Source organism: Streptomyces swartbergensis (assembly GCF_002148965.1).
GTDB lineage: Bacteria > Actinomycetota > Actinomycetes > Streptomycetales > Streptomycetaceae > Streptomyces > Streptomyces swartbergensis.
This window is the reverse complement of record NZ_NGFN01000021.1, coordinates 1-26,419: the sequence shown is the minus strand read 5'-3', so window position 1 is coordinate 26,419 and position 26,419 is coordinate 1. Positions and strand designations below refer to the sequence as shown.

Annotated in this window: 29 protein-coding genes; 15 read left to right on the top strand and 14 right to left on the bottom strand. The window is 72.2% G+C overall.

Going from position 1 to position 26,419, the window contains the following annotated elements:
* The first annotated feature begins 42 nt into the window (after nt 1-42).
* The 7 genes from CA983_RS05955 (at nt 43) to CA983_RS05925 (ending at nt 8,980) form a co-directional block, all read left to right on the top strand.
* On the top strand, nt 43-2,082 hold the full coding sequence (locus tag CA983_RS05955) for a bifunctional aldolase/short-chain dehydrogenase (protein WP_086599831.1): 2,040 nt from the start codon (nt 43-45) through the stop codon (nt 2,080-2,082).
* Nucleotides 2,079-3,527, top strand: a complete 1,449-nt coding sequence (locus CA983_RS05950; RefSeq protein WP_086599830.1) for a rhamnulokinase — start codon at nt 2,079-2,081, stop codon at nt 3,525-3,527. The genes CA983_RS05955 and CA983_RS05950 overlap by 4 nt, the downstream gene beginning before the upstream one ends.
* A 70-nt stretch (nt 3,528-3,597) precedes the next feature.
* On the top strand, nt 3,598-4,353 hold the full coding sequence (locus CA983_RS05945) for a (Fe-S)-binding protein (protein WP_086599829.1): 756 nt from the start codon (nt 3,598-3,600) through the stop codon (nt 4,351-4,353).
* Nucleotides 4,350-5,828 carry a LutB/LldF family L-lactate oxidation iron-sulfur protein gene (locus CA983_RS05940; protein ID WP_086599828.1) on the top strand — a complete coding sequence of 493 codons (1,479 nt, stop codon included), beginning with the start codon at nt 4,350-4,352 and terminating at the stop codon, nt 5,826-5,828. Before CA983_RS05945 ends, CA983_RS05940 begins: the two co-directional genes overlap by 4 nt.
* Before the next feature lie 26 nt (nt 5,829-5,854).
* Nucleotides 5,855-6,535, top strand: coding sequence for a LutC/YkgG family protein (locus CA983_RS05935; protein ID WP_086599827.1), 681 nt, complete (start codon nt 5,855-5,857; stop codon nt 6,533-6,535).
* 232 nt (nt 6,536-6,767) lie between these two features.
* Complete coding sequence (locus CA983_RS05930) at nt 6,768-7,625, top strand: AAA family ATPase (protein ID WP_086599826.1); 858 nt, start codon at nt 6,768-6,770, stop codon at nt 7,623-7,625.
* On the top strand, nt 7,622-8,980 hold the full coding sequence (locus tag CA983_RS05925; RefSeq protein ID WP_086599825.1) for a VWA domain-containing protein: 1,359 nt from the start codon (nt 7,622-7,624) through the stop codon (nt 8,978-8,980). Before CA983_RS05930 ends, CA983_RS05925 begins: the two co-directional genes overlap by 4 nt.
* A gap of 29 nt (nt 8,981-9,009) precedes the next feature.
* Here CA983_RS05925 and CA983_RS05920 read toward each other — a convergent pair whose 3' ends face one another.
* From CA983_RS05920 to CA983_RS05910, 3 genes are all read right to left on the bottom strand, one after another.
* Nucleotides 9,010-9,369: a cupin domain-containing protein gene (locus CA983_RS05920; protein ID WP_086599824.1), complete on the bottom strand. Its 360-nt coding sequence runs from the start codon at nt 9,367-9,369 to the stop codon at nt 9,010-9,012.
* 61 nt (nt 9,370-9,430) lie between these two features.
* A complete protein-coding gene (locus tag CA983_RS05915; protein WP_086599823.1) occupies nt 9,431-10,411 on the bottom strand; it encodes a pyridoxal-phosphate dependent enzyme in 981 nt (326 codons plus the stop codon).
* The gene (locus tag CA983_RS05910; protein WP_086599822.1) at nt 10,408-11,100 is read right to left on the bottom strand and encodes a helix-turn-helix transcriptional regulator; all 693 of its coding nucleotides are present in this window, start codon (nt 11,098-11,100) and stop codon (nt 10,408-10,410) included. Before CA983_RS05910 ends, CA983_RS05915 begins: the two co-directional genes overlap by 4 nt.
* A gap of 166 nt (nt 11,101-11,266) precedes the next feature.
* Between CA983_RS05910 and CA983_RS05905 the strand changes: the two genes are divergently transcribed.
* The 3 genes from CA983_RS05905 to CA983_RS05895 are packed head-to-tail and all read left to right on the top strand — an operon-like array spanning nt 11,267 to nt 13,910.
* On the top strand, nt 11,267-12,187 hold the full coding sequence (locus tag CA983_RS05905; protein ID WP_086599821.1) for a metal ABC transporter solute-binding protein, Zn/Mn family: 921 nt from the start codon (nt 11,267-11,269) through the stop codon (nt 12,185-12,187).
* Between the two features lie 5 nt (nt 12,188-12,192).
* Nucleotides 12,193-13,032, top strand: a complete 840-nt coding sequence (locus CA983_RS05900) for a metal ABC transporter ATP-binding protein (protein WP_425276422.1) — start codon at nt 12,193-12,195, stop codon at nt 13,030-13,032.
* Nucleotides 13,029-13,910 (top strand): metal ABC transporter permease, encoded by an 882-nt coding sequence (locus CA983_RS05895; protein ID WP_086599819.1) that lies wholly within the window; start codon nt 13,029-13,031, stop codon nt 13,908-13,910. The genes CA983_RS05900 and CA983_RS05895 overlap by 4 nt, the downstream gene beginning before the upstream one ends.
* Nucleotides 13,911-14,036: 126 nt before the next feature.
* On the opposite strand, the gene CA983_RS05890 is transcribed toward CA983_RS05895, so the two are convergent.
* The 10 genes from CA983_RS05890 to CA983_RS05845 form a co-directional block, all read right to left on the bottom strand.
* Complete coding sequence (locus CA983_RS05890; RefSeq protein WP_244206664.1) at nt 14,037-14,270, bottom strand: ferredoxin; 234 nt, start codon at nt 14,268-14,270, stop codon at nt 14,037-14,039.
* A gap of 4 nt (nt 14,271-14,274) precedes the next feature.
* A complete protein-coding gene (locus CA983_RS05885) occupies nt 14,275-15,510 on the bottom strand; it encodes a cytochrome P450 (protein WP_086599818.1) in 1,236 nt (411 codons plus the stop codon).
* Between the two features lie 72 nt (nt 15,511-15,582).
* Nucleotides 15,583-16,374 (bottom strand): ABC transporter permease, encoded by a 792-nt coding sequence (locus CA983_RS05880; protein ID WP_086599817.1) that lies wholly within the window; start codon nt 16,372-16,374, stop codon nt 15,583-15,585.
* A complete protein-coding gene (locus tag CA983_RS05875; protein WP_086599816.1) occupies nt 16,374-17,378 on the bottom strand; it encodes an ATP-binding cassette domain-containing protein in 1,005 nt (334 codons plus the stop codon). The genes CA983_RS05880 and CA983_RS05875 overlap by 1 nt, the downstream gene beginning before the upstream one ends.
* 44 nt (nt 17,379-17,422) lie before the next feature.
* Nucleotides 17,423-18,313, bottom strand: coding sequence for a DUF4097 family beta strand repeat-containing protein (locus CA983_RS05870; RefSeq protein ID WP_086599815.1), 891 nt, complete (start codon nt 18,311-18,313; stop codon nt 17,423-17,425).
* Nucleotides 18,314-18,423: 110 nt separating this feature from the next.
* Nucleotides 18,424-18,954 carry a hypothetical protein gene (locus CA983_RS05865; RefSeq protein ID WP_086599814.1) on the bottom strand — a complete coding sequence of 177 codons (531 nt, stop codon included), beginning with the start codon at nt 18,952-18,954 and terminating at the stop codon, nt 18,424-18,426.
* 179 nt (nt 18,955-19,133) lie between these two features.
* Complete coding sequence (locus CA983_RS48860; protein WP_279628421.1) at nt 19,134-19,259, bottom strand: hypothetical protein; 126 nt, start codon at nt 19,257-19,259, stop codon at nt 19,134-19,136.
* A gap of 124 nt (nt 19,260-19,383) precedes the next feature.
* On the bottom strand, nt 19,384-20,016 hold the full coding sequence (locus CA983_RS05855) for a sigma-70 family RNA polymerase sigma factor (RefSeq protein WP_086599812.1): 633 nt from the start codon (nt 20,014-20,016) through the stop codon (nt 19,384-19,386).
* Between the two features lie 220 nt (nt 20,017-20,236).
* A complete protein-coding gene (locus CA983_RS05850) occupies nt 20,237-20,908 on the bottom strand; it encodes a hypothetical protein (RefSeq protein WP_086599811.1) in 672 nt (223 codons plus the stop codon).
* Nucleotides 20,909-21,037: 129 nt separating this feature from the next.
* A complete protein-coding gene (locus CA983_RS05845) occupies nt 21,038-21,514 on the bottom strand; it encodes a DUF4396 domain-containing protein (protein WP_425276421.1) in 477 nt (158 codons plus the stop codon).
* A 114-nt stretch (nt 21,515-21,628) separates the two neighbouring features.
* Between CA983_RS05845 and CA983_RS05840 the strand changes: the two genes are divergently transcribed.
* A complete protein-coding gene (locus CA983_RS05840; RefSeq protein ID WP_086599809.1) occupies nt 21,629-22,411 on the top strand; it encodes an SDR family NAD(P)-dependent oxidoreductase in 783 nt (260 codons plus the stop codon).
* A gap of 22 nt (nt 22,412-22,433) precedes the next feature.
* Here the strand turns inward: CA983_RS05840 and CA983_RS05835 are convergent, their stop codons facing one another.
* Complete coding sequence (locus tag CA983_RS05835; protein ID WP_244206668.1) at nt 22,434-23,294, bottom strand: class I SAM-dependent methyltransferase; 861 nt, start codon at nt 23,292-23,294, stop codon at nt 22,434-22,436.
* A 179-nt stretch (nt 23,295-23,473) separates the two neighbouring features.
* On the opposite strand from CA983_RS05835, the gene CA983_RS05830 reads away from it, so the two are divergent.
* The 4 genes from CA983_RS05830 to CA983_RS05815 all read left to right on the top strand — a co-directional run.
* Nucleotides 23,474-24,271 carry a VOC family protein gene (locus CA983_RS05830; RefSeq protein WP_086599848.1) on the top strand — a complete coding sequence of 266 codons (798 nt, stop codon included), beginning with the start codon at nt 23,474-23,476 and terminating at the stop codon, nt 24,269-24,271.
* A 58-nt stretch (nt 24,272-24,329) separates the two neighbouring features.
* Nucleotides 24,330-24,749, top strand: a complete 420-nt coding sequence (locus CA983_RS05825) for a nuclear transport factor 2 family protein (protein ID WP_086599808.1) — start codon at nt 24,330-24,332, stop codon at nt 24,747-24,749.
* Between the two features lie 51 nt (nt 24,750-24,800).
* Nucleotides 24,801-25,337 carry a GNAT family N-acetyltransferase gene (locus CA983_RS05820; RefSeq protein WP_086599807.1) on the top strand — a complete coding sequence of 179 codons (537 nt, stop codon included), beginning with the start codon at nt 24,801-24,803 and terminating at the stop codon, nt 25,335-25,337.
* 29 nt (nt 25,338-25,366) lie between these two features.
* A partial coding sequence (locus CA983_RS05815) for an ABC transporter permease (RefSeq protein WP_143645452.1) occupies nt 25,367-26,419 on the top strand: 1,053 nt, incomplete at its 3' end.

Below are 26,419 nucleotides of genomic sequence, written 5' to 3'. Positions count from 1 at the left end.
CCTGAAGGAACCTCACCCACTCTCAGTTGAAAAGGAACTGTCATGGCAACCCATCCCGAAGCCGCCGCCCTGCTCGCTCGGTCGCATCGGCTCGGCTCCGACCCCCGTAACACCAACTACGCCGGCGGCAACGCCTCCGCCAAAGGCACCGAGACCGACCCCGTCACCGGCGGCGATGTCGAGCTGATGTGGGTCAAGGGGTCTGGCGGTGACCTCGGCACGCTCACCGAAGCGGGACTCGCCGTGCTGCGGCTGGACCGGATGCGGGCGCTCGTCGATGTCTATCCGGGCGTGGAGCGCGAGGACGAGATGGTCGCCGCCTTCGACTACTGCCTGCACGGGAAGGGCGGTGCGGCGCCGTCCATCGACACCGCCATGCACGGGCTCGTCGAGGCGGCCCACGTCGATCACCTCCACCCGGACTCCGGTATCGCGCTCGCCTGTGCCGCCGACGGGGAGAAGCTGACCGCCGAGTGTTTCGGGGACAGTGTCGTGTGGGTGCCGTGGCGGCGGCCCGGGTTCCAGCTGGGGCTGGACATCGCGGCCGTGAAGGAGGCCAATCCGCAGGCCATCGGGTGCGTTCTGGGCGGGCACGGGATCACCGCCTGGGGTGACACGTCCGAGGAGTGCGAGCGGAACTCGCTGCACATCATCCGGACCGCGGAGAAGTTCCTCACCGAGCGCGGCAAGGACGAGCCCTTCGGGCCGGTGATCGAGGGGTACGCCGCGCTGAGCCCCGGGGAGCGCCGGGAGCGGGCCGCCGCGCTCGCGCCGTACGTCCGTGCCCTGGCGTCCCAGGACCGGCCTCAGGTCGGGCACTTCAACGACTCCGAGGTGGTTCTCGACTTCCTCGCGAGCGCCGAGCATCCGCGGCTGGCCGCGCTGGGCACCTCCTGCCCTGACCACTTCCTGCGGACCAAGGTGCGGCCGCTGGTCCTCGACCTGCCGCCGACCGCTCCGCTCGACGAGGCCATCGCCCGGTTGAAGGAGCTGCACGCCGAGTACCGCGAGGAGTACGCCGCCTACTACCAGCGGCACGCCGAGCCGGACTCCCCCGCCATGCGCGGCGCCGACCCGGCGATCGTGCTGGTCCCGGGCGTGGGCATGTTCTCCTTCGGCAAGGACAAGCAGACCGCCCGGGTGGCCGGCGAGTTCTACGTCAACGCCATCAATGTGATGCGCGGGGCGGAGGCCGTGTCCACGTACGCGCCCATCGAGGAGTCGGAGAAGTTCCGTATCGAGTACTGGGCGCTGGAGGAGGCCAAGCTCCAGCGGATGCCGAAGCCCAAGGCGCTGGCCACGCGGGTCGCGCTGGTCACCGGTGCGGGCAGCGGCATCGGGAAGGCGATCGCGCACCGGCTGGCCGCCGAGGGCGCCTGTGTCGTCGTCGCCGATCTGAACGGTGAGAACGCGGCCGCGGTCGCCGAGGAGCTGGGCGGGCCGGACAAGGCCGTGTCCGTGACCGTGGACGTCACGTCCGAGGAGCAGATCGCCGAGGCGTTCCGGGCGGCCGTACTGGCCTTCGGCGGTGTCGATCTCGTCGTCAACAACGCCGGGATCTCGATCTCCAAGCCGCTGCTGGAGACCTCGGCGAAGGACTGGGACCTCCAGCACGACATCATGGCGCGCGGGTCCTTCCTGGTGTCGCGGGAAGCGGCGCGGGTGATGATCGCGCAGGGGCTGGGCGGCGACATCGTCTACATCGCCTCGAAGAACGCCGTGTTCGCCGGGCCCAACAACATCGCCTACTCGGCCACCAAGGCCGACCAGGCGCACCAGGTGCGGCTGCTCGCCGCCGAGCTGGGCGAGCACGGCATCCGGGTCAACGGGGTCAACCCCGACGGTGTCGTGCGCGGCTCCGGGATCTTCGCCGGCGGGTGGGGGGCCCAGCGGGCCGCCGTGTACGGGGTCGAGGAGGAGAAGCTCGGCGAGTTCTACGCCCAGCGGACCATCCTCAAGCGTGAGGTGCTCCCCGAGCATGTCGCGAACGCGGTCTTCGCCCTCACCGGCGGCGACCTGACCCACACCACCGGACTGCACATCCCGGTCGACGCCGGCGTCGCGGCCGCCTTCCTGCGGTGAGCGCGGCCGTGAAGTCGTACGCCGCGGTCGACCTCGGCGCGTCCAGCGGGCGCGTCATGGTCGGCCGCGTCGGCCCCGACAGCCTGGAGCTGGCCGAGGCGCACCGCTTCCCGAACCGGCCCGTGCGGGTCCCCGAGGGGCTGCGGTGGGACGTGCTCGGTCTGTATGCGGGAGTGCTGGAGGGGCTCAAGGCGGCCGGGCAGGTCGACTCCGTCGGGATCGACAGCTGGGCCGTGGACTACGGGCTGCTCGACGCGGACGGGGCGCTGCTCGGCAATCCCGTGCACTACCGGGACTCCCGGACGGAAGGGGTCGCGGAGAAGGTGTGGGCGACCGTCCCGGCGGAGGAGCTGTACGCGGCGACCGGGTTGCAGTACGCGCCCTTCAACACCCTGTACCAGCTCACGGCCGCTCGGTCCTCGGCCCAGTTGTCCTTCGCCCGGCGGCTGCTGCTCATCCCCGACCTCCTGACGTACTGGCTCACCGGCGAGCAGGGGACCGAGCTCACCAACGCCTCGACGACCCAGCTGATCGATCCCCGGACCCGCGACTGGTCGTACGACATCGCCTCGCGGCTGGGCATCGACCTGAGCCTGTTCGCGCCGCTGCGGCAGCCCGGTGATCCGGCGGGTGTGCTGCGGGACGCGGTGCTGGAGGAGACCGGGCTGACCGGGCCCGTGCCCGTGACGGCGGTCGGGTCGCACGACACCGCGTCGGCGGTGGCCGCCGTACCCGCCGGGCGGGAGCGGTTCGCGTACATCTGCACCGGCACCTGGTCGCTGGCCGGTCTGGAGCTGGACGCGCCGGTGCTGACCGGGGAGAGCCGGGCGGCCAACTTCACCAACGAACTCGGGCTGGACGGGACGGTCCGCTACCTGCGCAACATCATGGGGCTGTGGCTGCTCCAGGAGTGCGTGCGGGCCTGGGGCGACCCGGACCTGGGCGCGCTGCTGCTGGAGGCGTCCAAGGTGGAGGCGCTGCGGTCGGTCGTGGACGCGGGGGACGCGGCGTTTCTCGCGCCGGGGCGGATGCCGGAGCGGATCGCCGAGGCGTGCCGGGCCTCGGGGCAGCCCGTGCCGGAGTCGCCGGCCGAGGTGACGCGCTGCATCCTCGACTCCCTCGCCCTCGCCCACCGCAAGGCCGTCCAGGACGCGCAGCGGCTCGCCGGGCATCCGGTCGACGTCGTGCACGTGGTCGGCGGCGGTACGCGCAACGCGCTGCTGTGCCAGCTGACCGCCGACGCCTGCGGACTGCCGGTGGTGGCGGGGCCGACGGAGGCGGCCGCCCTGGGGAACGTGCTCGTACAGGCGCGGGCCCACGGTCTGGCCGGTGACCTGGCGGGGATGCGGCGGCTGCTCGTCCGTACGCAGCCGCTCACGCGGTACGAGCCGCGCGGCGGGACCGAGCGGTGGCGCGCCGCACAGGCCCGGCTCGCCGGGGACTGACGGGGTCTCCCCCGTGTCCCGTCCCCGGACTACCCTGCACTCATCCGATGATCGACCACAAGGAGCCGCGATGCGTGTCGCCCTGTTCCTGACCTGCGTCAACGACACGCTCTATCCGGACACCGGGCGCGCCGTCGTGAAACTGCTGACCAGACTGGGCGTCGACGTCGACTTCCCGATGGCGCAGACCTGCTGCGGCCAGGCGCACTACAACACCGGATACCGTCACGAGGCCGAACCGCTCGCCCGGCATTTCTCCGATGTCTTCGGCGAATACGAGGCGATCGTGACGCCGTCCGGATCGTGCGGCGCGATGGTGCGGGAGCTGTATCCGCGGATGGGCGAGCGGGCCCGGGCCGAGGGGCGCGGGGACACTCTCGCGGCCACGCTGGCGCCGGTGGTGCCGAAGACGTACGAGCTCACGGAGTTCCTGGTGGACGTGCTGGGTGTGACGGACGTCGGGGCGTACTACCCGCACAAGGTGACGTACCACCCGACCTGTCACGGCCTGCGCGGACTGGGCCTCGGTGACCGGCCGAGGCGGCTGCTCCAGGCCGTGAAGGGGCTGGAGCTGGCCGAGTTGCCGGGGGCCGACGAGTGCTGCGGGTTCGGCGGCACCTTCGCGCTGAAGAACGCCGACGTCTCGGCGGCCATGGGCACCGACAAGGTACGCAACGCCGAGTCGACGGGTGCCGAGGTGCTGTGCGCGGCCGACAACTCCTGCCTGATGCACATCGGCGGGACGATGACCCGGCTGCGGACCGGCATGCGGCCGGTGCACATCGCGGAGATCCTGGCGAGCACGGAGGAGGAACCGGCCGTATGAGCGGGACGTTCGTCGGGATGCCGGCGTTTCCGGAGGCCGCGCGGGAGGCCGTGGGCAACAAGACCCTGCGCGGCAACCTGCGGCACGCCACGCACACCATCCGCGCCAAGCGGGCCAAGGCCGTGGCGGAGGTGTCCGACTGGGCCGAGCTGCGCGAGGCGGGCAAGCGGATCAAGGACCACACGCTGCGCCATCTCGACCGCTATCTGGAGCAGTTGGAGGAGTCGGTCACGGCCGCGGGCGGCATTGTCCACTGGGCCGCCGACGCGGCCGAGGCCAACGAGATCGTCACCCAGCTCGTGAAGATGACCGGCGAGTCGGAGGTCGTCAAGGTCAAGTCGATGGCCACCCAGGAGATCGGGCTCAACGAGGCGCTGGAGGCCGAGGGCATCCGCGCCTACGAGACCGATCTCGCCGAGCTGATCGTGCAGTTGGGCAAGGACCGCCCCTCGCACATCCTCGTCCCGGCCATCCACCGCAACCGCGGCGAGATCCGGGACATCTTCTCCCGTGAGATGAGCGAGTGGGGCCGCCCGGCCCCCGAGGGCCTCACCGACACGCCCGCCGAACTCGCCGAGGCGGCCCGGCTGCACCTGCGGGAGAAGTTCCTGCGCGCCAAGGTCGGCATCTCCGGCGCCAACTTCATGGTCGCCGAGACGGGCACGCTGGTGGTCGTGGAGTCGGAGGGCAACGGCCGGATGTGCCTGACGCTGCCCGAGACGCTGATCTCGGTCGTCGGCATCGAGAAGATCGTGCCCACCTGGCGGGACCTGGAGGTGTTCCTGCAGACCCTCCCCCGCTCGTCGACGGCGGAGCGCATGAACCCGTACACGTCGACGTGGACCGGCACGACCGACGGGGACGGGCCGAGCACCTTCCATCTGGTGCTGCTGGACAACGGCCGCACCGACACCCTCGCCGACGAGGTCGGCCGGCAGGCGCTGCGCTGCATCCGCTGCTCGGCGTGTCTCAACGTGTGCCCGGTGTACGAGCGGGCCGGCGGCCACGCCTACGGCTCGGTGTACCCGGGGCCGATCGGCGCGATCCTCAGTCCCCAACTGCGGGGCACGGGCAGCGAGATCGACGCCTCGCTGCCGTACGCGTCCTCGCTGTGCGGCGCGTGCTACGAGGTGTGCCCGGTCGCCATCGACATCCCCGAGGTGCTGGTGCATCTGCGGGAACGGGTCGTGCAGGGCGGAGAGGTCACCCGCGAGGGCAACAAGGTGGTGCTGCGGCCCGCGAAGGGACATGCCGCCGAGCGGGCCGCGATGCGCGCGGCACGCTGGGCGTTCACGCACCCGGGCGCGCTGCGCACGGGCCAGCGAGCCGCCTCCCGGACCCGGCGCTTCCATCCCCGGACCCTGCCGGGCCCGGGCAAGGCGTGGAGCGGGACCCGGGACCTGCCGCCGGTGCCCGCCGAGCCGTTCCGGGACTGGTGGCAGCGGACGCGCGGCGGGAAGGGCGGGGCCGAGTGAACAGGGGCCAGGCGAACAGGGGCCGAGTGAACAGCAGGGAGCGGATCCTGGGCCGGGTGCGGCGCGCGCTGGCGGACGTACCGCGGGACGCCCCTCCCCCAGTGCCTGAACGGCCTGGGAGGGACCCCCAGTACGAGCAGGCGGTCTCGCGCGACTACGCGCGTGAGCACGGGAACCGGAGTGTCGAGGAGACCGTCGAGCTGCTCGCCGAGAACCTGGCGGACTACCGGGCGGTCGTGCACCGTACGGACGCCGAGGGGCTCGCCGGGCTGATCGCGGGACTGCTGGAGAAGCGGGGGTCGGCTTCGGTGCTGGTGCCGCCCGGGCTGGACGAGAGGTGGCTGGCGGCGACGGCGGTGACGCGGGTGACGGACCGGGCGGAGAGCACGCCGCACGAACTCGACCGGGTGGACAGCGTGGTGACGGCTTGCTCGGTCGCGATCGCCGAGACAGGGACGATCGTGCTGGACGGCTCGCCCGACCAGGGGCGGCGCCGCATCACCCTCGTCCCGGACCACCACATCTGCGTCGTGCGGGTCCCCGGCCAGGTCGTGTCGTCCGTGCCGCAGAGTCTCGAACGCCTCGACCCGGCACGCCCGTTGACGTGGATCTCCGGGCCGTCGGCGACCAGTGACATCGAGCTGGACCGCGTCGAGGGGGTGCACGGTCCGCGCACGCTGGAGGTGATCCTGGTGGACGAGGCCTGACGGGCGGAGCGCCCGCTCAGGGCAGGGGCGGGGTCGAGACGCTGGGGACTGGCCTGGCCACGGCCCGGCGGGTGCTGCGCACTCCGGCGGTGCGGGCGGTGGCGTCGGCGGCGTGAACGACGGCACGGCGGGGGCCGGCCGCTGCGGCGGCCGGTTTCCCCGTGACAGCGTCGCTGAACAAGCGCTTAGATAGGTACTCGCTCGCTGTCGCCGCCGACCTGGGAGGCCCCCGTTGTTCACATCCGTCGACGACGTCTCCGCACGCCTGGCCGAGACCGGCTACCTCGCCTCGCCCGCCGTCGCCACGACCGTCTTCCTCGCCGACCGGCTGGGCAAGCCGCTGCTGGTCGAGGGCCCGGCCGGCGTCGGCAAGACGGAACTCGCCAAGGCCGTCGCCGAGGTCGGAGGGGCGCGGCTGGTGCGCCTCCAGTGCTACGAGGGGGTCGACGAGTCCCGGGCGCTGTACGAGTGGAACCACGCCAAGCAGCTCCTGCGCATCAGCGCGGGCCGCGACGAGACGTGGGACGAGACGCGCACGGACATCTTCAGCGAGGAGTTCCTGCTCACGCGGCCGCTGCTGACCGCCATCCGGGGCGACGAGGCGAAGGTGCTGCTGATCGACGAGACCGACAAGGCGGACGTCGAGGTGGAGGGCCTGCTCCTGGAGGTGCTCAGCGACTTCCAGGTGACCGTGCCCGAGCTGGGCACCATCACCGCGACGCGCCGCCCCTTCGTCGTCCTCACCTCCAACGCGAGCCGGGAGCTGTCCGAGGCGCTGCGCCGCCGCTGCCTCTTCCTCCACATCGGCTTCCCCGAGGAGGAGCTGGAGCGCCGGATCGTACGGCTGAAGGTGCCGGGGCTCGACGAGGCCCTGGCCCGCTCGGTCGTCCGGGTCGTGGGCGCGCTGCGGGCGATGGACCTGCGCAAGGTGCCGTCGGTCGCGGAGACCATCGACTGGGCGCGCACGCTGCTCGCACTCGGCGCGGACACCCTGGACGAGACGGTCGTGCGGACCACCCTCGGCGTGCTCCTCAAGCACCAGGACGACGTGCTCAAGGCGACCGCCAAGCTCGACCTGGACGCCCTGTGACCACGCCGGCGGGCGTCCCGGAGCGGCTGACGTCCCTGGTCGGGGCGTTGCGCGCGCACGGCATGCGGATCGGCACCGGCGAGACGGTCGACGCGGCGCGGGCCATCGAGGAGCTCGGCCTCGCGGACCGGGAGCTGCTGCGCGAGGGGCTCGCGGCGACTCTGCTGCACGGCACCGGTGGGCGGCAGGTGTTCGACCCGGTCTTCGACCTGTACTTCCCGCGTGGCGTCGGCGGCCCGGAGCACAAGGCCGCGGGACGGGACGATCTGCGCGACCGGCTGGCCGCCGCACTCGCCGCCGACGACCAGGCGCTGCTGGGCCGGCTGGCGGTCGAGGCGGTCGACGGTTTCGGCGGCTACGGTTCCGCGCCGGAGTCGGACGGCTGGTCGTCGTACCAGACGCTGGAACGGCTGCGCCCGCAGACCCTGCTCGCCCGGGTCCGCGACGACATGCGCGGCCGGAGCGGGAGTGCGGGGTTCGCGGACCGGCTGCTGGAGGACGAGATCCGGCGGCGTATCGAGAGCTTCCGCGCGCTGGTGGCCGCGGAGGCGCGGCGCCGGGTCGCCGAGCGCCGCGGCCGGGACGAGATCGCCCGGCGGGCGGTRGCCCCGACCGCCGACCAGGTCGACTTCCTGTTCGCCGGGCAGGCCCGGCTGGCCGAGCTGCGCCGGACGGTTCAGCCGCTTGCCCGCAAGCTCGCGACCCGGCTCGCGGCCCGGCGCCGCCGCGCCTCCAGGGGCACCATCGACCTGCGGCGGACCCTGCGCGGTTCGCTGTCGACGGGCGGTGTGCCGATGAAGCCGGTGCTGCGCCGACGGCGTCCGGTCCGACCCGAACTGGTGCTGCTGTGCGATGTGTCGGGATCGGTGTCCGGTTTCTCGGACTTCACGATGCTGCTGGTGCAGGCGCTGCACGACCAGTTCAGCAAGGTGCGGGTGTTCGCCTTCGTCAACCGGATCGACGAGGTGACCGGACTCCTGCGGCACGGCACCGCGGACCCGGAAGGGCTCAGTGCCCGTATCGCGGCGGAGGCCACGCTCACGGGCTGGCACGGCAGCAGCGACTACGGCATGGCCCTGGGCGAGTTCGCGGAGCGCTACGGCGACGCGGTCGGCCTGCGCACGACCGTCTTCGTCCTCGGGGACGCCCGCACGAACGCGAGCGACCCGAACCTGCCGGCCGTACGGCGGATCGCCGAACGGGCCCGCCGCGTCTACTGGCTGAACCCCGAGCAGCGTTCACGCTGGGGCACGGGCGATTCCGCGGCGCCCCTCTACGCCGAGCTGGTCGAGATGCACGAGTGCCGCACCGCCCGGCAGCTGAGCGCGCTGGTGGGGCGGCTGCTGCCGGTGTGATCAGGCGGTCCGTGCGAAGGACGGCCGGGCTACTCCTTCTTGGCGTACTCCTTGGCCATGGTGCCCGCGAAGTCGTACACCACGCACTGCTCGTCGCCGACGACCCAGGCGTCGTGGCCGGGCGGGCAGACGAACACGTCGCCGGGTCCCACCTCGCCTTCCGCTCCGTCGTCCATGCGGATGCGCAGACGGCCCGAGACGACGTAGCCGTTGTGGTGGATCTGGCAGCTGTCGGTGCCTGCGATTGGAGCCACGGACTCGGACCAGCGCCAGCCGGGCTCGAAGGTCGCCACGGCGAAGTCGAGGTCCGTCATGTGGACGGCTTCGAGGTGGCCGCGGGGGAAATCACGCCGCTCGTCCGGCTTGTCGAGCGTCTTCACCTCAAGCATGACGCTCCTCCTCCGTGAGGGGTGTGCTTCCATCGTCCGTCCGGCGAGCGGGCCGCGCCATTCAGCGGGTACCGGTGCCGCAGAGCCGGGCGAAGCGCTCGGCGTCGATGTTGCCGCCGGTGATGATGACGCCGACGCGGCGCGGGAGAGGGCCCGCGCGGCCGGTGAGCAGGGCGGCCAGCGGGGTGGCGCCGCTCGGCTCGACGACGATCTTCAGGCGTTCGAAGGCGAACCGCATCGCGTCCCGGATCTCGTCGTCGGTGACCAGGACGATGTCGTCGACGAGCCGCCGGTTGACGGAGAAGGTGAGTTCTCCCGGTGTGTGCAGGGCCTGTCCGTCGGCGATGGTGTGCGGCACCGGGATGCTGACGCGACGGCCCGCTTCCAGCGAGCGCTTGGTGTCGTCCCCGGCCTCCGGTTCGACGCCGATCATGCGGATGTCCGGGTGCAGGCCCTTGGCCACCGTGGCGCTGCCGGCCATGAGCCCTCCGCCACCGACCGGTGTCAGCAGTGCCCCCAACTCCCCCACTTCTTCGAGGAGCTCCAGTGCCGCCGTGCCCTGCCCGGCCACGATGTGCGGATGCTCGTACGGCGGGATGACGGCGAGACCCCGCTCGGCGGCCAGGGCCTCGGCGATGGCGACGCGGTCGCCGGTGTAGCGGTCGTAGGTGACGATCTCGGCGCCGTAGCCGGCGGTGGCCGCCCGCTTCGACGGCGGGGCGTCCTCCGGCATCACGATCACGGCGGTGGTGCCGAGCTCGCGGGCGGCCAGGGCGACGGCCTGCGCGTGGTTGCCGGAGGAGTAGGCGGCGATGCCCCGGGACAGCTGGTCGGGGCTGAGGCGGGAGGCGGCGTTGTAGGCGCCGCGGAACTTGAAGGCGCCGACGCGCTGGAAGTTCTCGCACTTGAGGTGGATCTCGGCGCCGGCCAGTGCGTCCAGGGTGCGGGAGCGCAGGACGGGCGTGCGGTGGGCGACGCCCTGGAGCCGGGCGGCGGCGTCCCGGACGGCGTCGAGGGTGACCGGTGGGGTGGTGGTCGTCACGCTTGTCCTCCAGCGGAAGTGTCGGAAGCCGCGCCGTGGGCGGCCCGGGCCTGGGAGAGGTAGTTGTAGGCGGAGGCGCGGGAGATGCCGAGCCGGGCGGCGACCTGCTCGACCGCACCGCGCACGGCGAAGACACCGCGTGCGTCCAGCCCGCCGAACAGCTCCAGGCGCTCCGCGCGGTCGAGCTCCGCCCAGCTGCCCCGCTGCCTCGACTGGTGGGCGTCGACGAGGGCGTCCACCACGGAGTCGATGTCGTTGCCGAAGGTCGTGGTCGGCAGCTCCGCGGGGGGCGAGCCGATTCCGGCGAGGGCGCCGAGCAGGCCGTGGACCTGGCTGACGGCACCGACGTCCACGTTGACGCAGAGCGCGCCGAACACGGCTCCCGTGGAGTCCCGCAGCACCATCGTGGAGGACTTCACCAGCGTCCCGTTCCGGGTGCGGGTGACGTAGTTCAGTTCGTCGGCCGCCTCGTCCCCGTGGGCGAGGACGCGCATCCCGATCTCGCTCATCGCGCCGCCCACCGTCCGCCCGGTCACCGATCCGGCCACGGCGACGACCGACTTCTCCGGGTTCCGGTAGTCGTGCAGCACGACTTCGCAGACCGGCCCGAAGGTCGCGGCGATCCCGTCGACGACCGGTGTCAGCGCGGTGAGGATCGCGTCCCGTTCCGCAGTCAGAGCATCTCCCATGCCATTTAGACTACACATCCAATAGCTGGACTTCTAGTCCAGAGCCACCGTCAACAGTTGGCAATGGTTTCCACATGACTTCGGCCAGAACCCGCTCTTGACATTCATTGCCAACTAGCGTGGCGCCTGCCGGACACCCCCTCTGCACATCCGTCATGGAGGAGCCATGCCCTTGTCCACGTCCCGCCGCCTGGCGCTGCTGACCAGCGCGTCACTGGCCCTGCTCGCGGGCTGCGGCAGCTCGTCGGACTCCCCCGACGCCGAGAACGCCTCGGCCAAGGTGCCCGTGGTCGCCTCCACGAACGTCTACGGGGACATCGTGCGGAGCATCGGCGCCGACAAGGTCGACGTCACCTCGGTCATCAGCGACCCGGACCAGGACCCGCACTCCTACGAGGCCGACACCCACAACCAGCTGGTCCTGTCCAAGGCGAAGGTCGTCGTCGAGAACGGCGGCGGCTACGACGACTTCGTCGACCGCATGCTGAAGAGCGGCCACAACGACTCCGCCCAGGTGATCAACGCGGTCGAGGTGTCCGGCAAGACCGCGCCGAAGGGCGGGGAGCTGAACGAGCACGTCTGGTACGACTTCCCCACCGTCGCCCGCGTCGCCGACCGCATATCCGCGGCCCTCGCCAAGGCCGACCCGGCCGACGCGGCCGCCTTCAGGAAGAACGCCACCGCCTTCAAGGCCAAGCTCACGCCGTTGGAGGCGAAGGAGGCTCAGATCAAGAAGGAGCACGGCGGTGAGGGCGTGGCCATCACCGAGCCCGTGCCGCTGTACATGACCGAGGCGAGCGGCCTGGTCGACAAGACGCCCCCGGCGTTCAGCGAGGCGATCGAGGAGGGCGACGACGTCTCGCCCCGGATCCTCCAGGAGAACCTGGCCCTGTTCAACGGCAAGAAGGTCAAGGTGCTCGTCTACAACGAGCAGACCTCCGGTCCGCAGACCGAGAAGACCGAGGCGGCGGCCAAGACGGCCGGCATCCCCGTCGTGCCCGTCACCGAGACCCTGCCGAAGGGCAAGGACTACCTCGGCTGGATGACCGCCAACGTCGACGCGCTCGCGAGCGCGCTGGCCAAGTGACCCCGGTGTCCGGGCAGGCCGGCACTCCTGTCGTCAGTCTGCGCGGCGCGGCCCTGTCCTACGGCGACCGCACGGTGTGGAGCGGCCTCGACCTCGACGTACGGCCCGGGGAGTTCCTGGCCGTGCTGGGGCCGAACGGAGCGGGCAAGACCAGTTTCGTACGGGCGCTGCTGGGCCGTCAGCCGCTGTCCGCCGGGACGCTGACCGTCCTCGGCCGGCCCGCTCGCGAGGCCGCCCGGCACATCGGCTACGTCCCGCAGCAGGCGGCGCTGTCCGCGCAGGCCCTGCTGCGCGCCCGGGACCTCGTGCGGTTCGGCATCGACGGGCACCGCTTCGGGCCGCGCCTGCGCACCGGCGCGGTCCGCCGCCGGGTGGACGAGATCCTGGAGTCGGTCGGGGCCGCGGCCTACGCCGACGTCCCGCTCGGCATGCTGTCCGGCGGTGAACGGCAGCGTGTGCGCATCGGGCAGGCCCTGGCGACCGACCCGCGCATCCTGCTGTGCGACGAGCCGCTGCTGTCACTCGACCTGAACCACCAGCGGGCCGTCACCGGGCTGATCGACGCCCGGCGCCGCTCCCACGGCACGGCCGTCGTCTTCGTGACCCACGAGATCAACCCGGTACTGGGGATGGTCGACCGGGTGCTGTACCTGGCCCCCGGCGGCCACCGGGTCGGCCCCCCGGACGAGGTGCTGACCTCCGAGTCGCTGTCCCGGCTGTACGGCACGCAGGTCGACGTGGTGCGGGTGCGGGGCCGGGTCGTCGTCGCCGGGGCGCCCGACGAGCCCGCCGCGCCGCCGCACCATCCCGGGCAGGTTCACGAGACGGACGGAGTGCGCGCATGACGCTCGCCGACGGGGTCTGGCAGCAGATCTTCGACTTCACCGACTACGGCGAGCTGCTGGCCCTGGTCCGCAACTCCCTCATCGCCGGCGTGGCACTGGGTCTCGTGGGCGGGCTGGCCGGGGTCTTCGTCCTGATGCGGGACCTGCCCTTCGCGGTGCACGGCATCAGCGAGCTGTCCTTCGCGGGCGCGTCGGCCGCACTCCTGCTGGGCGCGAACATCGTGGCCGGCTCGATCGCCGGTTCGCTCCTCGCGGCCGGCGCCATCGGGGTGCTGGGGTCCCGGGCCCGGGACCGCAACTCGGTGATCGGCATCATCATGCCGTTCGGGCTGGGCCTCGGCGTGCTCTTCCTCGCCCTCTACAAGGGCCGGGCGGCCAACAAGTTCGGGCTGCTCACCGGTCAGATCGTCGCCGTGGACACCCCGCAGATGTCGTGGCTGCTCGGCACGTCCGTGCTGGTGCTGATCGCCCTGGCGGTCATGTGGCGTCCGCTCACCTTCGCCAGCACGGACCCGGATGTGGCTCAGGCACGCGGGGTGCCGGTGCGTGCGCTGTCCTTCGCGTTCATGCTGGTGCTCGGGCTCGCGGTCGCCCTGTCGGTGCAGGTCGTCGGCGCGCTGCTGGTGCTCACGCTGGTCGTCACCCCGGCCGCGGCCGCCGCCCGCGTCACCGCGTCGCCGGTGCTGCTGCCCGTGCTGAGCGTGCTGTTCGCCGTGGCCTCGATCGAGGGCGGCATCCTGCTCGCGCTGGGCAGCAGCATTCCCATCAGCCCCTACGTCACGACGATCTCGTTCGGCATCTACGCGGTGTGCCGGGTGGCCGGGAAGTACCGGACCCGGCGGTGGGGAACGCGGCGGACGGCGGTGCGGGCGGCGTGACGCGCTGATCGGCCACGGTCGCTGCGGGGCCGTGGAATCCGGAGAGCCCACGGTCGCCAGGGGACCGTGGAATCCGGGGAGCCCACGGTCGCTGCGGGGCCGTGGAATCCGAGGAGCCCACGGTCGCTACGGGGCCGTCGAATCCGGGGAGTCGAGGGCGATGGCTCCGGCGGGGCAGAGGCCGACGGCCATCCGGGCGGCGGCCCATTGACCGGGGAGCGGCACGGGGTGCAGGAGCACCACCAGGCCTTCCTCGTCGTCCTGGTCGAAGACCTCGGGTGCCGTCAGGGCGCACATGCCGGCGCCGGCGCAGCGGTCACGGTCGGCGCTGAGACGCATCCGCTCTCGCGGGTCGCTCATGCGGCTACTCCTCGTCCCAGGTGACGGGCAGGCTGACCACACCGTAGATGTTGGACCGCTCGCGCAGCGGCACCTCCTGCGGCGGCACGGCGAGGCGCAGGGTGGGGAAGCGGGCGAAGAGCGCCGGGAACGCGACGGTCATCTCGACGCGGGCGAGCTGCTGGCCCAGGCACTGGTGGGCGCCGTGACCGAAGGCCAGGTGTCCGGTGGCCTTGCGGTGGATGACGAGCCGGTCGGGGTCGGGGAACCGGTGCGGGTCGCGGTTGGCGGCCTGCACGGAAACGGTCACCGTCTCGCCCGCCCTGACGAGTTGACCCTCCACCTCGACGTCCTCCAGCGCCGCCCGGGGAATCGGGTCGGCCACGCTGAGGTAGCGCAGCAGTTCCTCCACGGTCTGCTCGGCGAGGCCCGGGTCGGCGCGCAGGGCCTCCAGTTGATCGGGGTTGCTCAGCAGGGCGAAGGTGCCGAGGCCGAGCATGTTCGCGGTGGTGTCGAGCCCGGCGGCGAGCAGCAGCCCGCCGATGCCGGCCAGCTCCTCGTCGGTGAGGTCGGAGGTGGTCAGGTCGCTGAGCAGGTCGTCGGTGGGCTCGGCGCGCTTGGCGAGGACCAGTTCGTCGAAGTACCGGAGCAGCGCCGTGTGGGCCTCGCCCTTGGCCTGCGCGTCGGCCGTCTGGTCGAAGAGGGTGGCCACCTGGCTCTGGAAGCGCTCGCGGTCGGCGTACGGCACGCCGAGCAGCTCGCAGATCATGAGCGCGGGCACGGGCTGTGCGAACGCCTGAACCAGGTCGGCCGTGGGCCCGGCCTGCTCCATGGCGTCCAGGCACTCGGTGGTCAACCGCTCGACCCGCTCGGTGAGTCGACGCATGCGTCGGACGGTGAACCTGCCGGTGAGCAGGCGCCGGTAGCGGGTGTGTTCGGGGGCGTCGAGGCCGATGATGTCGCCGACCATCGCAGGCGGCAGTTCCTGTGGCATCCCCGGGATCGGTAACGGCGGGTGCATGAGTTCGTAGCGTGAGCTGAAGCGCGGGTCGGCCAGGATCGCCCGGGCCGCGGCGTGCCCGGTGGCCAGCCAGCCGAGGTGTCCGTCGGCGTAGCGCAGGCGGCGCAGCGGCTTGTCGCTCAGCGCGGTGAGTTCGGCGGGCGGATCGAAGGGGCAGCCGGTGTGCCGGTCGGCGGGCAGGATGGGCGGCTCTTCGGCGGTGGTGGTGGCGGGGTCGGCGGCCGTCGGGTCGTACGGCATGGGTCCTCCTGTGCTCGTCGGGCGGTGATGTGGACGGCGGGAATCGTTGAAGTGGCCTGAGGGGAGGGGTGGTTACCGCTTGGCGCCGGCCTTGAAGGTGCGGCGTGCCCACAGGTAGCCGACCACGGTGAGCGCCACGCACCAGGCGAGTCCGATGGCCGCGCTGGAGCCGATCCCGGTGCCGAGCCACAGACCGCGCAGGGTCTCGATGATCGGGGTGAACGGCTGGTACTCCGCGAACCAGCGCAGGCCGGCGGGCATCGACTCGGGCGGCACGATGGCGCTGCCGATGAACGGCAGGAACGTCAGCGGCATGGGGATGTTGCTGGCGGTCTCGACGTTCTTGGCGACCAGGCCGATACCGGCGGAGAGCCAGGTCAGCGCCAGGGTGAGCAGGGCGAGCAGGCCGATCGCGGCGAGCCATTCGACGGGCGTGGCGTCGGGACGGAAGCCCACGAGGAGCGCGACGGCGATGACGAGGGTGATGCTGGTCATCGTCTGGATCACGCTGCCGACGACGTGGCCGGTCAGGAACGAGGCGCGGGAGATCGGCATCGTGCGGAAGCGGTCGACGATGCCTTCGGTCTTGTCGACGCAGACGCTGATCGCGGTGGTCAGGGCGCCGGACGTGGCGGCCATCAGGATGATGCCGGGCGCGAGGTAGTCGATGTACTCGCCGCCGCCGGCGGCCGACGGTCCGATGCCGCTGCCCAGGGCGGTGCCGAAGGCGTAGTTGAACAGCAGCAGCATCATGATGGGCATGATGACGACGGTGAGCGTCAGGGACGGGTAGCGCAGAGCCTTCTTGAGGTTGCGCCGCACCATCGTCCTGGAGTCCTTGGCTGCGTAGGACAGGGTGGCCATCAGGCGTTCTCCTCGGGCGCCGCGACGGTGTCGGCGGGGTGGGGCCGGCCGGTGAGGGTCAGGAAGACGTCGTCGAGGTTGGGGGTGTGCACGGTGAGCGACTCGGCCTGGACGGCGGTGGACTCCAGGGTGTCGAGGACGGCCCGCAGGGTGGGGATGGAGCCGTCGCCGGGGATCTGAAGGGTGAGGGAGTCCTCGTCGCGTGTGGCGATGCCGAAGAGGCCCGCGGCGGTGTCCAGGCCGTGGGCGTCGGCGAAGCGCACCCGGATGTGGCCGCCGGGGATGCGCTGCTTCAGCTCGTCGGCCGTGCCCTCGGCGATCAGCCTTCCGTGGTCCAGCACCGCGATGCGGTCGGCGAGTTGGTCGGCCTCTTCGAGGTACTGGGTGGTCAGGAAGATGGTCACGCCGTCGTCGGTGACGAGTCCGCGGATGATCTCCCACATGGTGCGCCGGCTGCGCGGGTCGAGTCCGGTGGTGGGCTCGTCGAGGAAGATGATCCGCGGATCACCGACGAGGGTCATCGCCAGGTCCAGCTTGCGCCGCATGCCGCCGGAGAAGGTGGCGGCGGTTTTGCCCGCCACCTCGGACAGGTCGAAGCGGCGCAGCAGATCCTCGGCCCGCCGTTTTCCCTCTCGCCGGTCGAGGTGGTGCAGGTCCGCCATGAGGAGCAGGTTCTCCTCGGCGGTCAGCAGATGGTCGACGGCCGAGAACTGGCCGGTGACGCCGATCACGGAGCGCACCGCGTCGGCGGCCCGGGTCAGATGGCGGCCCGCGACCCAGGCTTCGCCCGCGTCGGCGTCGATGAGCGTGGAGAGGATCTCCACCGTGGTGGTCTTGCCCGCGCCGTTGGGCCCGAGCAGGGCGAAGACGGTGCCTTCGGGGATGTTCAGGTCGATGCCGTCGAGCACGAGCTTGTCGCCGTAGGACTTGCGCAGTCCGGTGGCGGTGATGGCCGGTGCCGTCGTGTGCGTGGCGATCGGCGCGGGGGTCCGGGTGGCAGTCATGCCGCTATTCCTTTCCGGAGTGGGGAGTTGGGGGGTCCGCCCGGTCAGGCGCGGCGGACGATGATGTCGCCGGTCGAGGTCCGGCCGTACACCTCGACGGTCTCGTCGGAGTCCGCGGGACCGGCGGCGGAGCCGAGCGCGTTGCGTACCGCGCCGTACTTGGTGTTGAGGTCGAGCCAGGCCGCGGTGCCCTCGTGGATCCCCACCTCCAGGTCGCCGACGGAGGTGCGCAGGTCGATCCGGCCGCGGGTGACGTCGCCGACGCGGATGCGGCCGTTGGAGGCCAGCGCCTCGACCCCGGCGCGGGCGACGCCGATGTCGATCCGGCCGTTGGCGGACTTGGCCTCGACGCTGCCGTGCGCGATGCCGACGGAGATCTCGCCGTTGGCCGCGTTGGTCTTCAGGCCTCCGGTCACCTCGCCGATCTCGGTCGAGCCGTTGGCGTTCTTGACGGTCGCCGTGCCGGCGACGGTGCCGATCTCGATCCGGCCCGAGCCGATGACCTCCACGTCCCCGGTCGAGCGGGCCAGACGGATGTCGCCGAGGTCGGTCCTGAGGTTCCCGCCGGCTGCCTCGTCGACCTGGAGGTCGCCGAGCGAGGTCTTGAGCGTGACGTCCCCGAAGCGGCCCTCGCAGAAGAAACCGCCCAGGGCCGCCGTGCCCCGGACATCGGACCCCGCGGGCAGTTCGACGCTCACCTCGACGGCGCCCGGCTTGCCGAACAGGGAACGCTTCCTGGGTGTCCTGACCGTGAGGCGGCCGCCCGAGAAGGTGACCTGGGTCTGCTGCACGGCGCGTACGTCGTTGTCGTCGGAACCGTTGCGCGGCAGCACTTCCACGACCGTGTCGGTGCGCTTGCCCGCCGTGATGCGGGCGGTGCCGGCGTCCAGCTCAAGGGTGGCGGAGATCGGTTCGGGGGTGTCGAAAGCAGGCATGACTGTGCCGTCCTCTTGGCGTGGGGGGGTGATCCCGCCGGTCAGGCGGGTGATGAGTGACGTCGGTGGGATCGGCGATGCCACCGGTGAAAGTGGGTGGTCCGGCGGCCCTAGCGGACCCAGCCGGTGAAGCCCCGGCTGCCCGAGTCCTTGCCGCGGCCCTGCGGGCTGGTGCGCATTCCGCCGTCGAGGGCGGTGGCCACGGCCCGCACCAGCCAGGCGTTGACCGACAGGCCCTCCGCCGCCGCGGCGTCCTCGGCGCGGGACTTGAGGTGGGCGGGGAGGCGGAAGTTGATCCGTGCCATGGCGCCGTCGTCGGCGTCCGCGGGCGGTGGCGGCGGCGCGGGTGCGGCGGGCACCGCGCCCGGCTCCCGCGCCTCCCGGAACGGCTCGGGCGCGGGCGGCGGCGTCACCACGAACTCGGGGTCGAGCCCGCGCAGCCGCACATCGACCGAGCCGGGCGCCAGCTCCCGCGTGACCTCGCCCATGGCGGCGGACAGTGCGTTGAGGAGGGTCAGGCGGGCGGCGGACTCCAGGGGTGCGGTGAGCCGCTCGGCGAGGGCACGAGCGTCGTCGCCGCCGGCGTCCGCGGCGACGGCGAGCTCTTGCCGGAGGTTGTCGACGTAGGGCGTGAGGTCCATGGCGCCATGATGGCACATCCATGGCACCATGGCGAGCCAGCTTGGCACTTGACCTAGCGATGGCGCCTCTGACCTGGCACTTCTGGCTTAAATCGGTGTGCCGTGGTGCCGCTGCGACAGTGAGACGGTCCGCGGCGGCACCGCGATGACACCATGATGGCGCCACGCCTGGCGCACTCTCAGCACTCGACGACCACCCGCCCGTCGGACACCGTGAGATCCACCTGAACCTTGGTGATGTCGTGAGGGTCGGGGGCCAGCGGTCCTTCCAGGGCGCACAGGTCGGCGGCCCTGGCGGGGTTCATGTTGACGCCGTAGCCGTACGCGGCCGGCTTCTCCAGGCCGGCCGGGCCGATGAAAGTCGCCGTGGATGACGTAGTGCGGGCGTCGGGGCGGAGTGTGGCCTCGTGCGCGGGCCGGGGCGCCGTGTCAGGCCGCGGCCAGGGCCGGTGACGCGACCGGTGGCGGCTGCTCCGCATCGGCGAGCAGGGCCATGAGCGTCGCCCGGGCACGGGCCACCCGGGAGCGGACGGTGCCGACCGGGCAGTCGCTCAGCTCGGCGGCCTCCGCGTACGGCAGACCGAGCAGCTGCGTGAGGACGAACGCCTCGCGCCGCTCGTCCGGCAGTGAGGCCAGCAGCTCCAGCAGCGCCACACCGTCGTCGAAGCCGGGCAGGCCGCGCGGCTGGGCCAGCTCGACCGCCAGCTTCCAGTCCGGCAGGTCGGCCCGGCGAGGGCGTACGGCGGTGTACCGGAGGCTGTCGGCCACCGCACGCCGGGCGATCGCCAGCAGCCAGGCACGCGCCGAGGAACGGCCCTCGAACCGGTGCAGGCTGCCGAGCGCCCGCAGGAACGTGTCCTGCGCCAGATCGTCCACGGCCTGCGGATCGGCACACAGATGGGCGACGTAGCGGATCACATCGCGGTGCAGGGCGCGCACGAAGTGCTCGACGGCGGCCGAGTCACCACCACGGGCGGCCAGCGCCCAGGCGGTTATCGACGCGTCGGCCGACGCCGGGGGCTCTCTTCTCTCGTCGGAAAGGGGCAGGGCAGGAGTGATCACCTGGTGTCCTTCGCGGATTCCGGGACCACGGCCGGGCGAGCACGCAGACGTACGGGCTGCCGGGCGTGCGCGCGTGGCTGCGCGGTCCGGTGAGTGAGGGATGGGCCGTACTCGTACGGCGCCTGTGCGGGCGCGGCTGCCCACCGGCACGGCCGGGTCACAGGGGCGTACGACAGGCACCGGGGCGCACAGGGGCCGCCCCGGGACTTACCGGCTGCCGTCAGACGGCAGCGGCCCTCACGGGCGGCCCTCGAGAGGTGATCGCGTGGACGAGAAGGAGGAGGCGCGGCGCCCGGTCCGAGGACCACCGCCGTGCGCACACGGGCGGGGGCGGCGGTGCGGGCAGGGCGAACAGGAGCCGCAGCGGCGCGGCCAGCCGGCCGCCCACGGCACGCAGGAGACGGAAGACGGCCCGCTCCCCGTGCCCCAGCCACAGGCCGCACAGCAGGGCGGCGAGCAGGTGGGCGGCGAGCATGCCGAGGGACGAGTCACCGCCGGGGGCGTGTCCCACGTGCCCCATGTGCGCGGACATGGGCATGGGCCCCATTGATCCCATGTCGTGCCCCATGGCTCCCATAGCGCCGGTCCCCATGTCCATGGCGTCCATGCGCAGGGAGTTCGCGCCACCCGCTGTGCCGTCCGCCGGCGCGAGCGAGAACGCCGAGTGCAGGGTCGTCTGGACGGCCACGGCGACGGCGACGACCGGCCGGAGTCCGCGCTCGCGGCCCGCCAGGCACCAGCCCGCCACGCCCGTGACGGCCCAGCCGGTCAGCAGCGTCCGGAGGGGCACATGGTCGCCGGACATCATGACGTGCCCCAGGGCGGCGAGCACGACACAGACGGCCGCGAACACCGCGGCCCGTACCGTGCGAGCACACCACCCAGCCGTCATGGCGCCTCATCCTCGCATCCGGCCCCGCTCCGTCACCCATGGGTACGGACATCGCCCGGGCCGGGCACTCAATTCGCGCCATGTGATCCAGACCACTGCCGGTGGGCCTGAGGCATCCCGGCTTTCCCGTCAGTGGTGGGCATGGACGACGGCATGCCCCTTGCCCCGGCCGATCATCCACTTGTTGACCGGGGTCGTGATCACGAACGCGACCGCGAAGCCGCCCAGGAGTGCGGACCAGAACAGGCCGTCCGTCAGATGGGCGTCCATCGCGCCGGGGGTGAGGGCGATGATCGCGTTGTCCACGACTTCCATCACGGTGATCGAGATCGTATCCGCGGCCAGGGCGACCCGGATCGCCGCCCCTAGGCCCAGGCCGGCCCGCAGGACCGCGAACAGGGTGAACGAGTAGCCGAAGAGGAACGCGAGCCCGATCGCCAAGGCCATCGTGGGCACGTTGCCCCATCCCAGCGCGGTGCCGATCACCATGCCGAGGATCTCGCCGATCGCACACCCGGTCAGACAGTGCAGCGTCGCCTTCACAGCGGTCCCCCAGGTCGCCGTTCCGCGGGGGCGCGCTTCGTGGTCATGAGTGGAGTGATCCATGTGATCCATGACTCGAAGCTTATACCCCCTAGGGGTATATCCGCCAGAGGTGGCACGGCGGCCACCGGGCCTTCGCCGTGCCGATCTAGAGTGCTCGTCATGACGACACCAGCGATGCAGGCCACACAGGCTTATCTCTCCGAGTTGTTCTCCCTGCACGGCCGTGTCGCGGTGGTCACGGGCGGCAGTTCCGGCATCGGCCGCGCCATCACCCGTGCCCTCGCGCGCGCCGGGGCGAGCGTGGTGGTCGTGGCACGCGGTGAGGCCGGACTGGTCGCGACGGTCGAGGAGCTGACGGCCGAGGGCTGCCGCGCCGCCTGGGTCAGCGCGGACCTGAGCACGCGCGAGGGCGTGCGGAGGGCCGCCGAGCGGGCCGTCGAGGCGTTCGGGGAACCCGACATCCTCGTCAACAGCGCCGGGATCAACGTGCGTCCGCCGATGGACGAGCTCACCGAGGACGTCTGGGACCTCACGATGGCCGTCAACCTGGACGCGCCGTTCCTGCTGGGCCAGCGCTTCGGCCCCGGCATGGCGGAGCGCGGTTACGGGCGGATCCTGCACATCAGCTCGCAGCAGGCGCACCGGGCGTTCGTCCAGAGCGGTGCCTACGGTGCCTCCAAGGGCGGCCTGGAGTCACTGGCGCGGTCCCAGGCCGAGGCGTGGTCGCCGCGCGGCGTCACCTGCAACGTCCTGGTGCCGGGCTTCGTCATGACACCGCTCAACGCGCGGCTGTCGTCGGATCCGGAGAAGGTGGCCGCGCTCGCCGAACGCACGCTGATCGGGCGCAACGGACTGGCCGAGGACTTCGCGGGAGCGGCGGTCTTCCTGGCGAGCCCGGCGTCCGCCTACATCACCGGGCAGGCGGTCTTCGTGGACGGCGGCATGTCGGTGCACTGACGCAAGTCCCGGCGCCTGCCGGTCAGTGCCCCAAGGAGTCCTTGCGCCAGACGAAGACCTCCGTGCTCGGCCCGCGTTCGGAGAAGCGGCCCGCCGGAGAGACCTCCCTCAGCAGCCGGCGCAGGTCCTCTTCGAAGTCGTCCCGGCGCCCTTGGAACAGATGCGGCGCCGAGAACGACATGGAGAACACCCAGGCGACGACATCGTCGAAGGTCCGCTCCAGCGCCTGCCCGCCGGGCACGACCAGACGCCGGGGGCCGGAGAATCCCGCCCGGGCGAACACCTCGGCCTCTCCGCCCGGCGTGCCCTGCGGCAGCACTCCGCGGCCCGCTCGCCGCACGGGCCCCAGGTACCGCTTGACCAGCTCGTCCACCGCCGCGTAGGGCACCGGCGGGTGCGGCAGGCCGTCCAGGGTGCGGTGTTCTGTGTGCAGGTCCGAGATGTGCACCAGGGCGCCGCCCGGCTGGAGCATGTCCCTGGCGGTCGCCGCGACCAGGTCGCGGTCCATCCAGTGGAAGGACTGCGCGAAGGTGGCGACGGCGAACGTGCCGAGCCCCGCGGGCAGGGCTTCGGCGCGGGCCCGCACCCACCGGGTCTTCTCCCCCACTCCCCGTTCGGCGGCCCGGCGTCCGGCTTCGGCGATCATGCCGCGGTCGGGGTCCACGCCGACGATCTCACCGAACAGATGCGCGAGAATCAGGGCGACGGTCCCGGGCCCGCAGCCCACGTCGACGAGGCGCCCCTCCCCGTCGTGCCGCAGCGCCTCGGCGAGCGCGTCCGCCAGTCCGGGGGCGTACGGCAGCCGCCCCCGCTCGTAGTAGGCGGCGGTCCCCGAGAACAACGTGTCGTCCCACTCCCAGCCGGCCACCGCGCCGCCCACCACCCTCACCGCACAGAGCCCCGCGATCACCCGGCCGGGCGATGGTCCCGATGATTCCACGGCCCGGCAACCGGCCAGGGGCGGTGGGCCGTTGATCCGCCGACCGGGCGGCGGCCGAGGGGCGATTGTCAGTGCCCGGTGTCACGCTGGGCACACCGAATCTGCGGAAGGGAAGCATCGCCATGATCACCACGGACTTCGCCCCCGGTTCCCCCTGCTGGCTCGACCTCGGCGCTCCGGACGTCCGGGCCGCGGCGGCCTTCTACGGTGCCGTGCTCGGGTGGGACTACGAGTCCATGGGCGAGAGCGAGGACTTCGAGGGCGGCATGTTCCGGAAGAACGGCAAGATCGTCGCCGGTCTCGGCAAGCTCACGGAGGAGGGAGCGCGCTCGGCCTGGATGCTCTACTTCAGCGTCCCCGACGCGGACGCCACGACGGAGGCAGTGCAGCAGGCGGGCGGCACCGTCCGGGTGGCGCCGATGGACCTCGACGACTGGGGCCGGATGGCGCAGTACAGCGACCCGCTGGGCGGCCAGTTCGCCGTCTGGCAGCCGGGCACGACCAAGGGCGTCGACCTGGTCGACGAGCCGGGCTCGCTGTCGTGGACCGAGCTGTACACGAGCGACGCGGCGGCCGCGAAGGAGTTCTACGGCGGCCTGTTCGGCTGGCAGTTCAGCGACATGCCGCTGCCGGGCGACGGGGGCACGTACACCCTCATCACGCCCGCCGGGCTGCCCGAGGAGCGCATGCACGGCGGCCTCATGGAGCTCGGCAAAGAGAACCTCTCGCTGGCGAACGGCCGGCCGTACTGGCACCCGGTCTTCGCCGTGGAGGACTGCGACGCCGCGGTGGCCAAGGTCACCGAGAACGGCGGCAGCGTGCAGATGGGGCCCGAGGACGCGGAGGGCGTCGGCCGGCTGGCGGTCTGCGTCGACCCGGCGGGCGCGGACTTCGTGGTGCTCACCCCGGCCGAGAGCTGAGCACGGCCCGGACTGCTGAACACCGCGCCGCACAACGTTGACGCGCTACGGTCGCCATATGAACGACAGTCCCGATCCGGCAGCTCAGGGGCCCGGCGACGACTCGGCGGACGTCCGGGAGTTCGTCGCTCTGGCGAAGGACTGGGCCGCCGCGATCGTCGCCGACGACCCCGCCCGGATCGCGCGCTTCATGGCGGACGAGTGGGTGATCGTCTCCGAGTCGGGGATCGACCCCAAGGAGAAGTTCCTCTCCCTCGTCGGGTCCGGGGACCTCACCCACTCGGCGATGGACCTCAGGACCCGCCCCAGGGTCCGCGTCTACGGCGACACGGCCCTGGTCACCGGGCGCGTGACGAACACGGCCCACTTCCGGGGCGAGCGGTACGACGCCGACGAGTGGACGACCGACGTGTTCGTGAAGCGGGACGGCCGCTGGCTGTGCGTGTTGAGCCACATCACACCGGCGGCCCCCGACTGAGCCGGGCAGCCCCCTGCCGAGCCGGGAAACCTTATTGCATATGATGCGCAAATGCGCGACTACATCATCAGGGCGGCCACGGCGGAGAACCTCGACGGGGCTCGGGCGGTGATGCTCGACACGGTGTACCGCGACTTCGAGACGGGATACGTGCCGCGCTGGCACGCCGACATCATCGACCCCGCGTCCTTCTACGTCGCACCGCCGCGGCACACGCTCCTGGTCGCCGTGGACGAGCGGGACGGGACGGTGGCGGCCACGGCGGCGCTGGACGCGCGCGGCCCGGCGCATCCGCCGAACCCGCGCTGGCTGGCCGAGCGGTTCCCCTCGGGCGAGACCGCACAGCTGCGGCGGGTGTACGTGCGCCCCGAGCACCGGCGGCGGGGGCTGGCCCGGCGCCTGGTGGAGGGTCTGCTGGACTTCGCGCGGGCCGACGGTGGGTACCGGTCCGTGTATCTGCACACGTATCCGCACTCCCCCGGCGCGATGGGCCTGTGGCGGACCCTGGGCAAGGTGGTGTGCGACGAGCGGGAGGACGTGCCCGGCGGGGGCAGCGGCGTGGTGCACGTCGAGATCCCCTTCGTCTGAGCGACACGGGGACGACGCTGAACACCTCGATGTCACCCCTGACCAAGGGCCTGACCGCCCTGCGCGATGTCGCGCGCGGCGGCGGCCCGACGCTGCTGTGGCGGTTCGTGCTCACGGCCGGCCTGGTGGTCGGCATCGGCCTGCTGCCGTGGTTGTCGCGCACCGACCCGGCGCTGACCGTACTCAAGGCCCGCTCGGCGGACCGCGACCCGACCCCCGAGACGCTGCGCGCCATCCGTGACCAACTCGGGCTCGACGACGGCCCGCTGGTCCTGCTCGGCCGCTGGCTGGGCGGGCTGCCGCACGGGGACGCGGGCACGTCATGGGTGTCCGGCGCCCAGGTACTGCCCTCCGTCGTACAGGCACTCGGTGTGTCGTTGCTGCTGATGTCCGGCGCCCTCGTCGTCGCCGCGGTCACGGCCACGGCCGTGTGCGCCCGTACGCTCCGACTCGGCTCGCGGGGCCGGCTCGGCACGCGCGGTGCCGGCGGCACGGCGACCGCGGTGCTGGCCGCGCTCCCCGAGTTCCTCGTCGCCTCGGTGCTCGCCTCGGTGATCGGCGTGCAGCTGGGCTGGCTGCCCGCCCTGGGCTGGTACGGGCCGCAGTGGATCGTGCTGCCCTCGCTGGCCCTCGGCCTGCCCGCCGGCGCGGTCCTCGGGCGGATGCTGGACGACCTGCTGCCCGGCGCGTTCGCCGAACCGTGGGCCCTGGCCGCCGCGGCCCGCGGTGTCCCGCCGAAGTCCGTGGCCCGGCAGGCGGTGCGCCGCTGTGTGCCCGGGCTGCTGCCCAACCTGGGCCTGTTCGTGGTCGGTCTGACCGGCGGGTCGGTCGCCGTCGAGCAGATCTTCGACATCCCGGGCCTGGGCCGGCTCACCCTCCAGGCCGCTCTCGCCCAGGACCTGCCCGTCCTGCAGACCGGCACGCTCACCCTCGTCCTGGTCGCGGCCACCGCCGGTGTCCTCGCCCGGCTCACGGCCCGGCTGCTCATCGGGCCCGCGCTGCGCGACGGCGCCCTGTCCTCCCTGCACCGGCCCACGCCCCCCGGGCCCCGCGCCCTGCCCCTGCTGTACGGGGCACTGCTC

Bases quoted from the DNA above. Each gene is read 5' to 3' on its own strand.
- CA983_RS05875 (WP_086599816.1), bottom strand. From the start codon at position 17,378: ATGACTGCCACCCGGACCCCCGCGCCGATCGCCACGCACACGACGGCA.
- CA983_RS05940 (WP_086599828.1), top strand. From the start codon at position 4,350: ATGAGCGGGACGTTCGTCGGGATGCCGGCGTTTCCGGAGGCCGCGCGG.
- CA983_RS05885 (WP_086599818.1), bottom strand. From the start codon at position 15,510: ATGCCGTACGACCCGACGGCCGCCGACCCCGCCACCACCACCGCCGAA.
- CA983_RS05850 (WP_086599811.1), bottom strand. From the start codon at position 20,908: ATGACGGCTGGGTGGTGTGCTCGCACGGTACGGGCCGCGGTGTTCGCG.
- CA983_RS05905 (WP_086599821.1), top strand. From the start codon at position 11,267: ATGCCCTTGTCCACGTCCCGCCGCCTGGCGCTGCTGACCAGCGCGTCA.
- CA983_RS05830 (WP_086599848.1), top strand. From the start codon at position 23,474: ATGATCACCACGGACTTCGCCCCCGGTTCCCCCTGCTGGCTCGACCTC.
- CA983_RS05890 (WP_244206664.1), bottom strand. From the start codon at position 14,270: ATGAGCGACCCGCGAGAGCGGATGCGTCTCAGCGCCGACCGTGACCGC.
- CA983_RS48860 (WP_279628421.1), bottom strand. From the start codon at position 19,259: ATGAACCCCGCCAGGGCCGCCGACCTGTGCGCCCTGGAAGGACCGCTG.
- CA983_RS05910 (WP_086599822.1), bottom strand. From the start codon at position 11,100: ATGGGAGATGCTCTGACTGCGGAACGGGACGCGATCCTCACCGCGCTG.
- CA983_RS05920 (WP_086599824.1), bottom strand. From the start codon at position 9,369: ATGCTTGAGGTGAAGACGCTCGACAAGCCGGACGAGCGGCGTGATTTC.
- CA983_RS05840 (WP_086599809.1), top strand. From the start codon at position 21,629: ATGCAGGCCACACAGGCTTATCTCTCCGAGTTGTTCTCCCTGCACGGC.
- CA983_RS05820 (WP_086599807.1), top strand. From the start codon at position 24,801: ATGCGCGACTACATCATCAGGGCGGCCACGGCGGAGAACCTCGACGGG.
- CA983_RS05870 (WP_086599815.1), bottom strand. From the start codon at position 18,313: ATGCCTGCTTTCGACACCCCCGAACCGATCTCCGCCACCCTTGAGCTG.
- CA983_RS05825 (WP_086599808.1), top strand. From the start codon at position 24,330: ATGAACGACAGTCCCGATCCGGCAGCTCAGGGGCCCGGCGACGACTCG.
- CA983_RS05845 (WP_425276421.1), bottom strand. From the start codon at position 21,514: ATGGATCACTCCACTCATGACCACGAAGCGCGCCCCCGCGGAACGGCG.
- CA983_RS05865 (WP_086599814.1), bottom strand. From the start codon at position 18,954: ATGGACCTCACGCCCTACGTCGACAACCTCCGGCAAGAGCTCGCCGTC.
- CA983_RS05945 (WP_086599829.1), top strand. From the start codon at position 3,598: ATGCGTGTCGCCCTGTTCCTGACCTGCGTCAACGACACGCTCTATCCG.
- CA983_RS05895 (WP_086599819.1), top strand. From the start codon at position 13,029: ATGACGCTCGCCGACGGGGTCTGGCAGCAGATCTTCGACTTCACCGAC.
- CA983_RS05880 (WP_086599817.1), bottom strand. From the start codon at position 16,374: ATGGCCACCCTGTCCTACGCAGCCAAGGACTCCAGGACGATGGTGCGG.
- CA983_RS05955 (WP_086599831.1), top strand. From the start codon at position 43: ATGGCAACCCATCCCGAAGCCGCCGCCCTGCTCGCTCGGTCGCATCGG.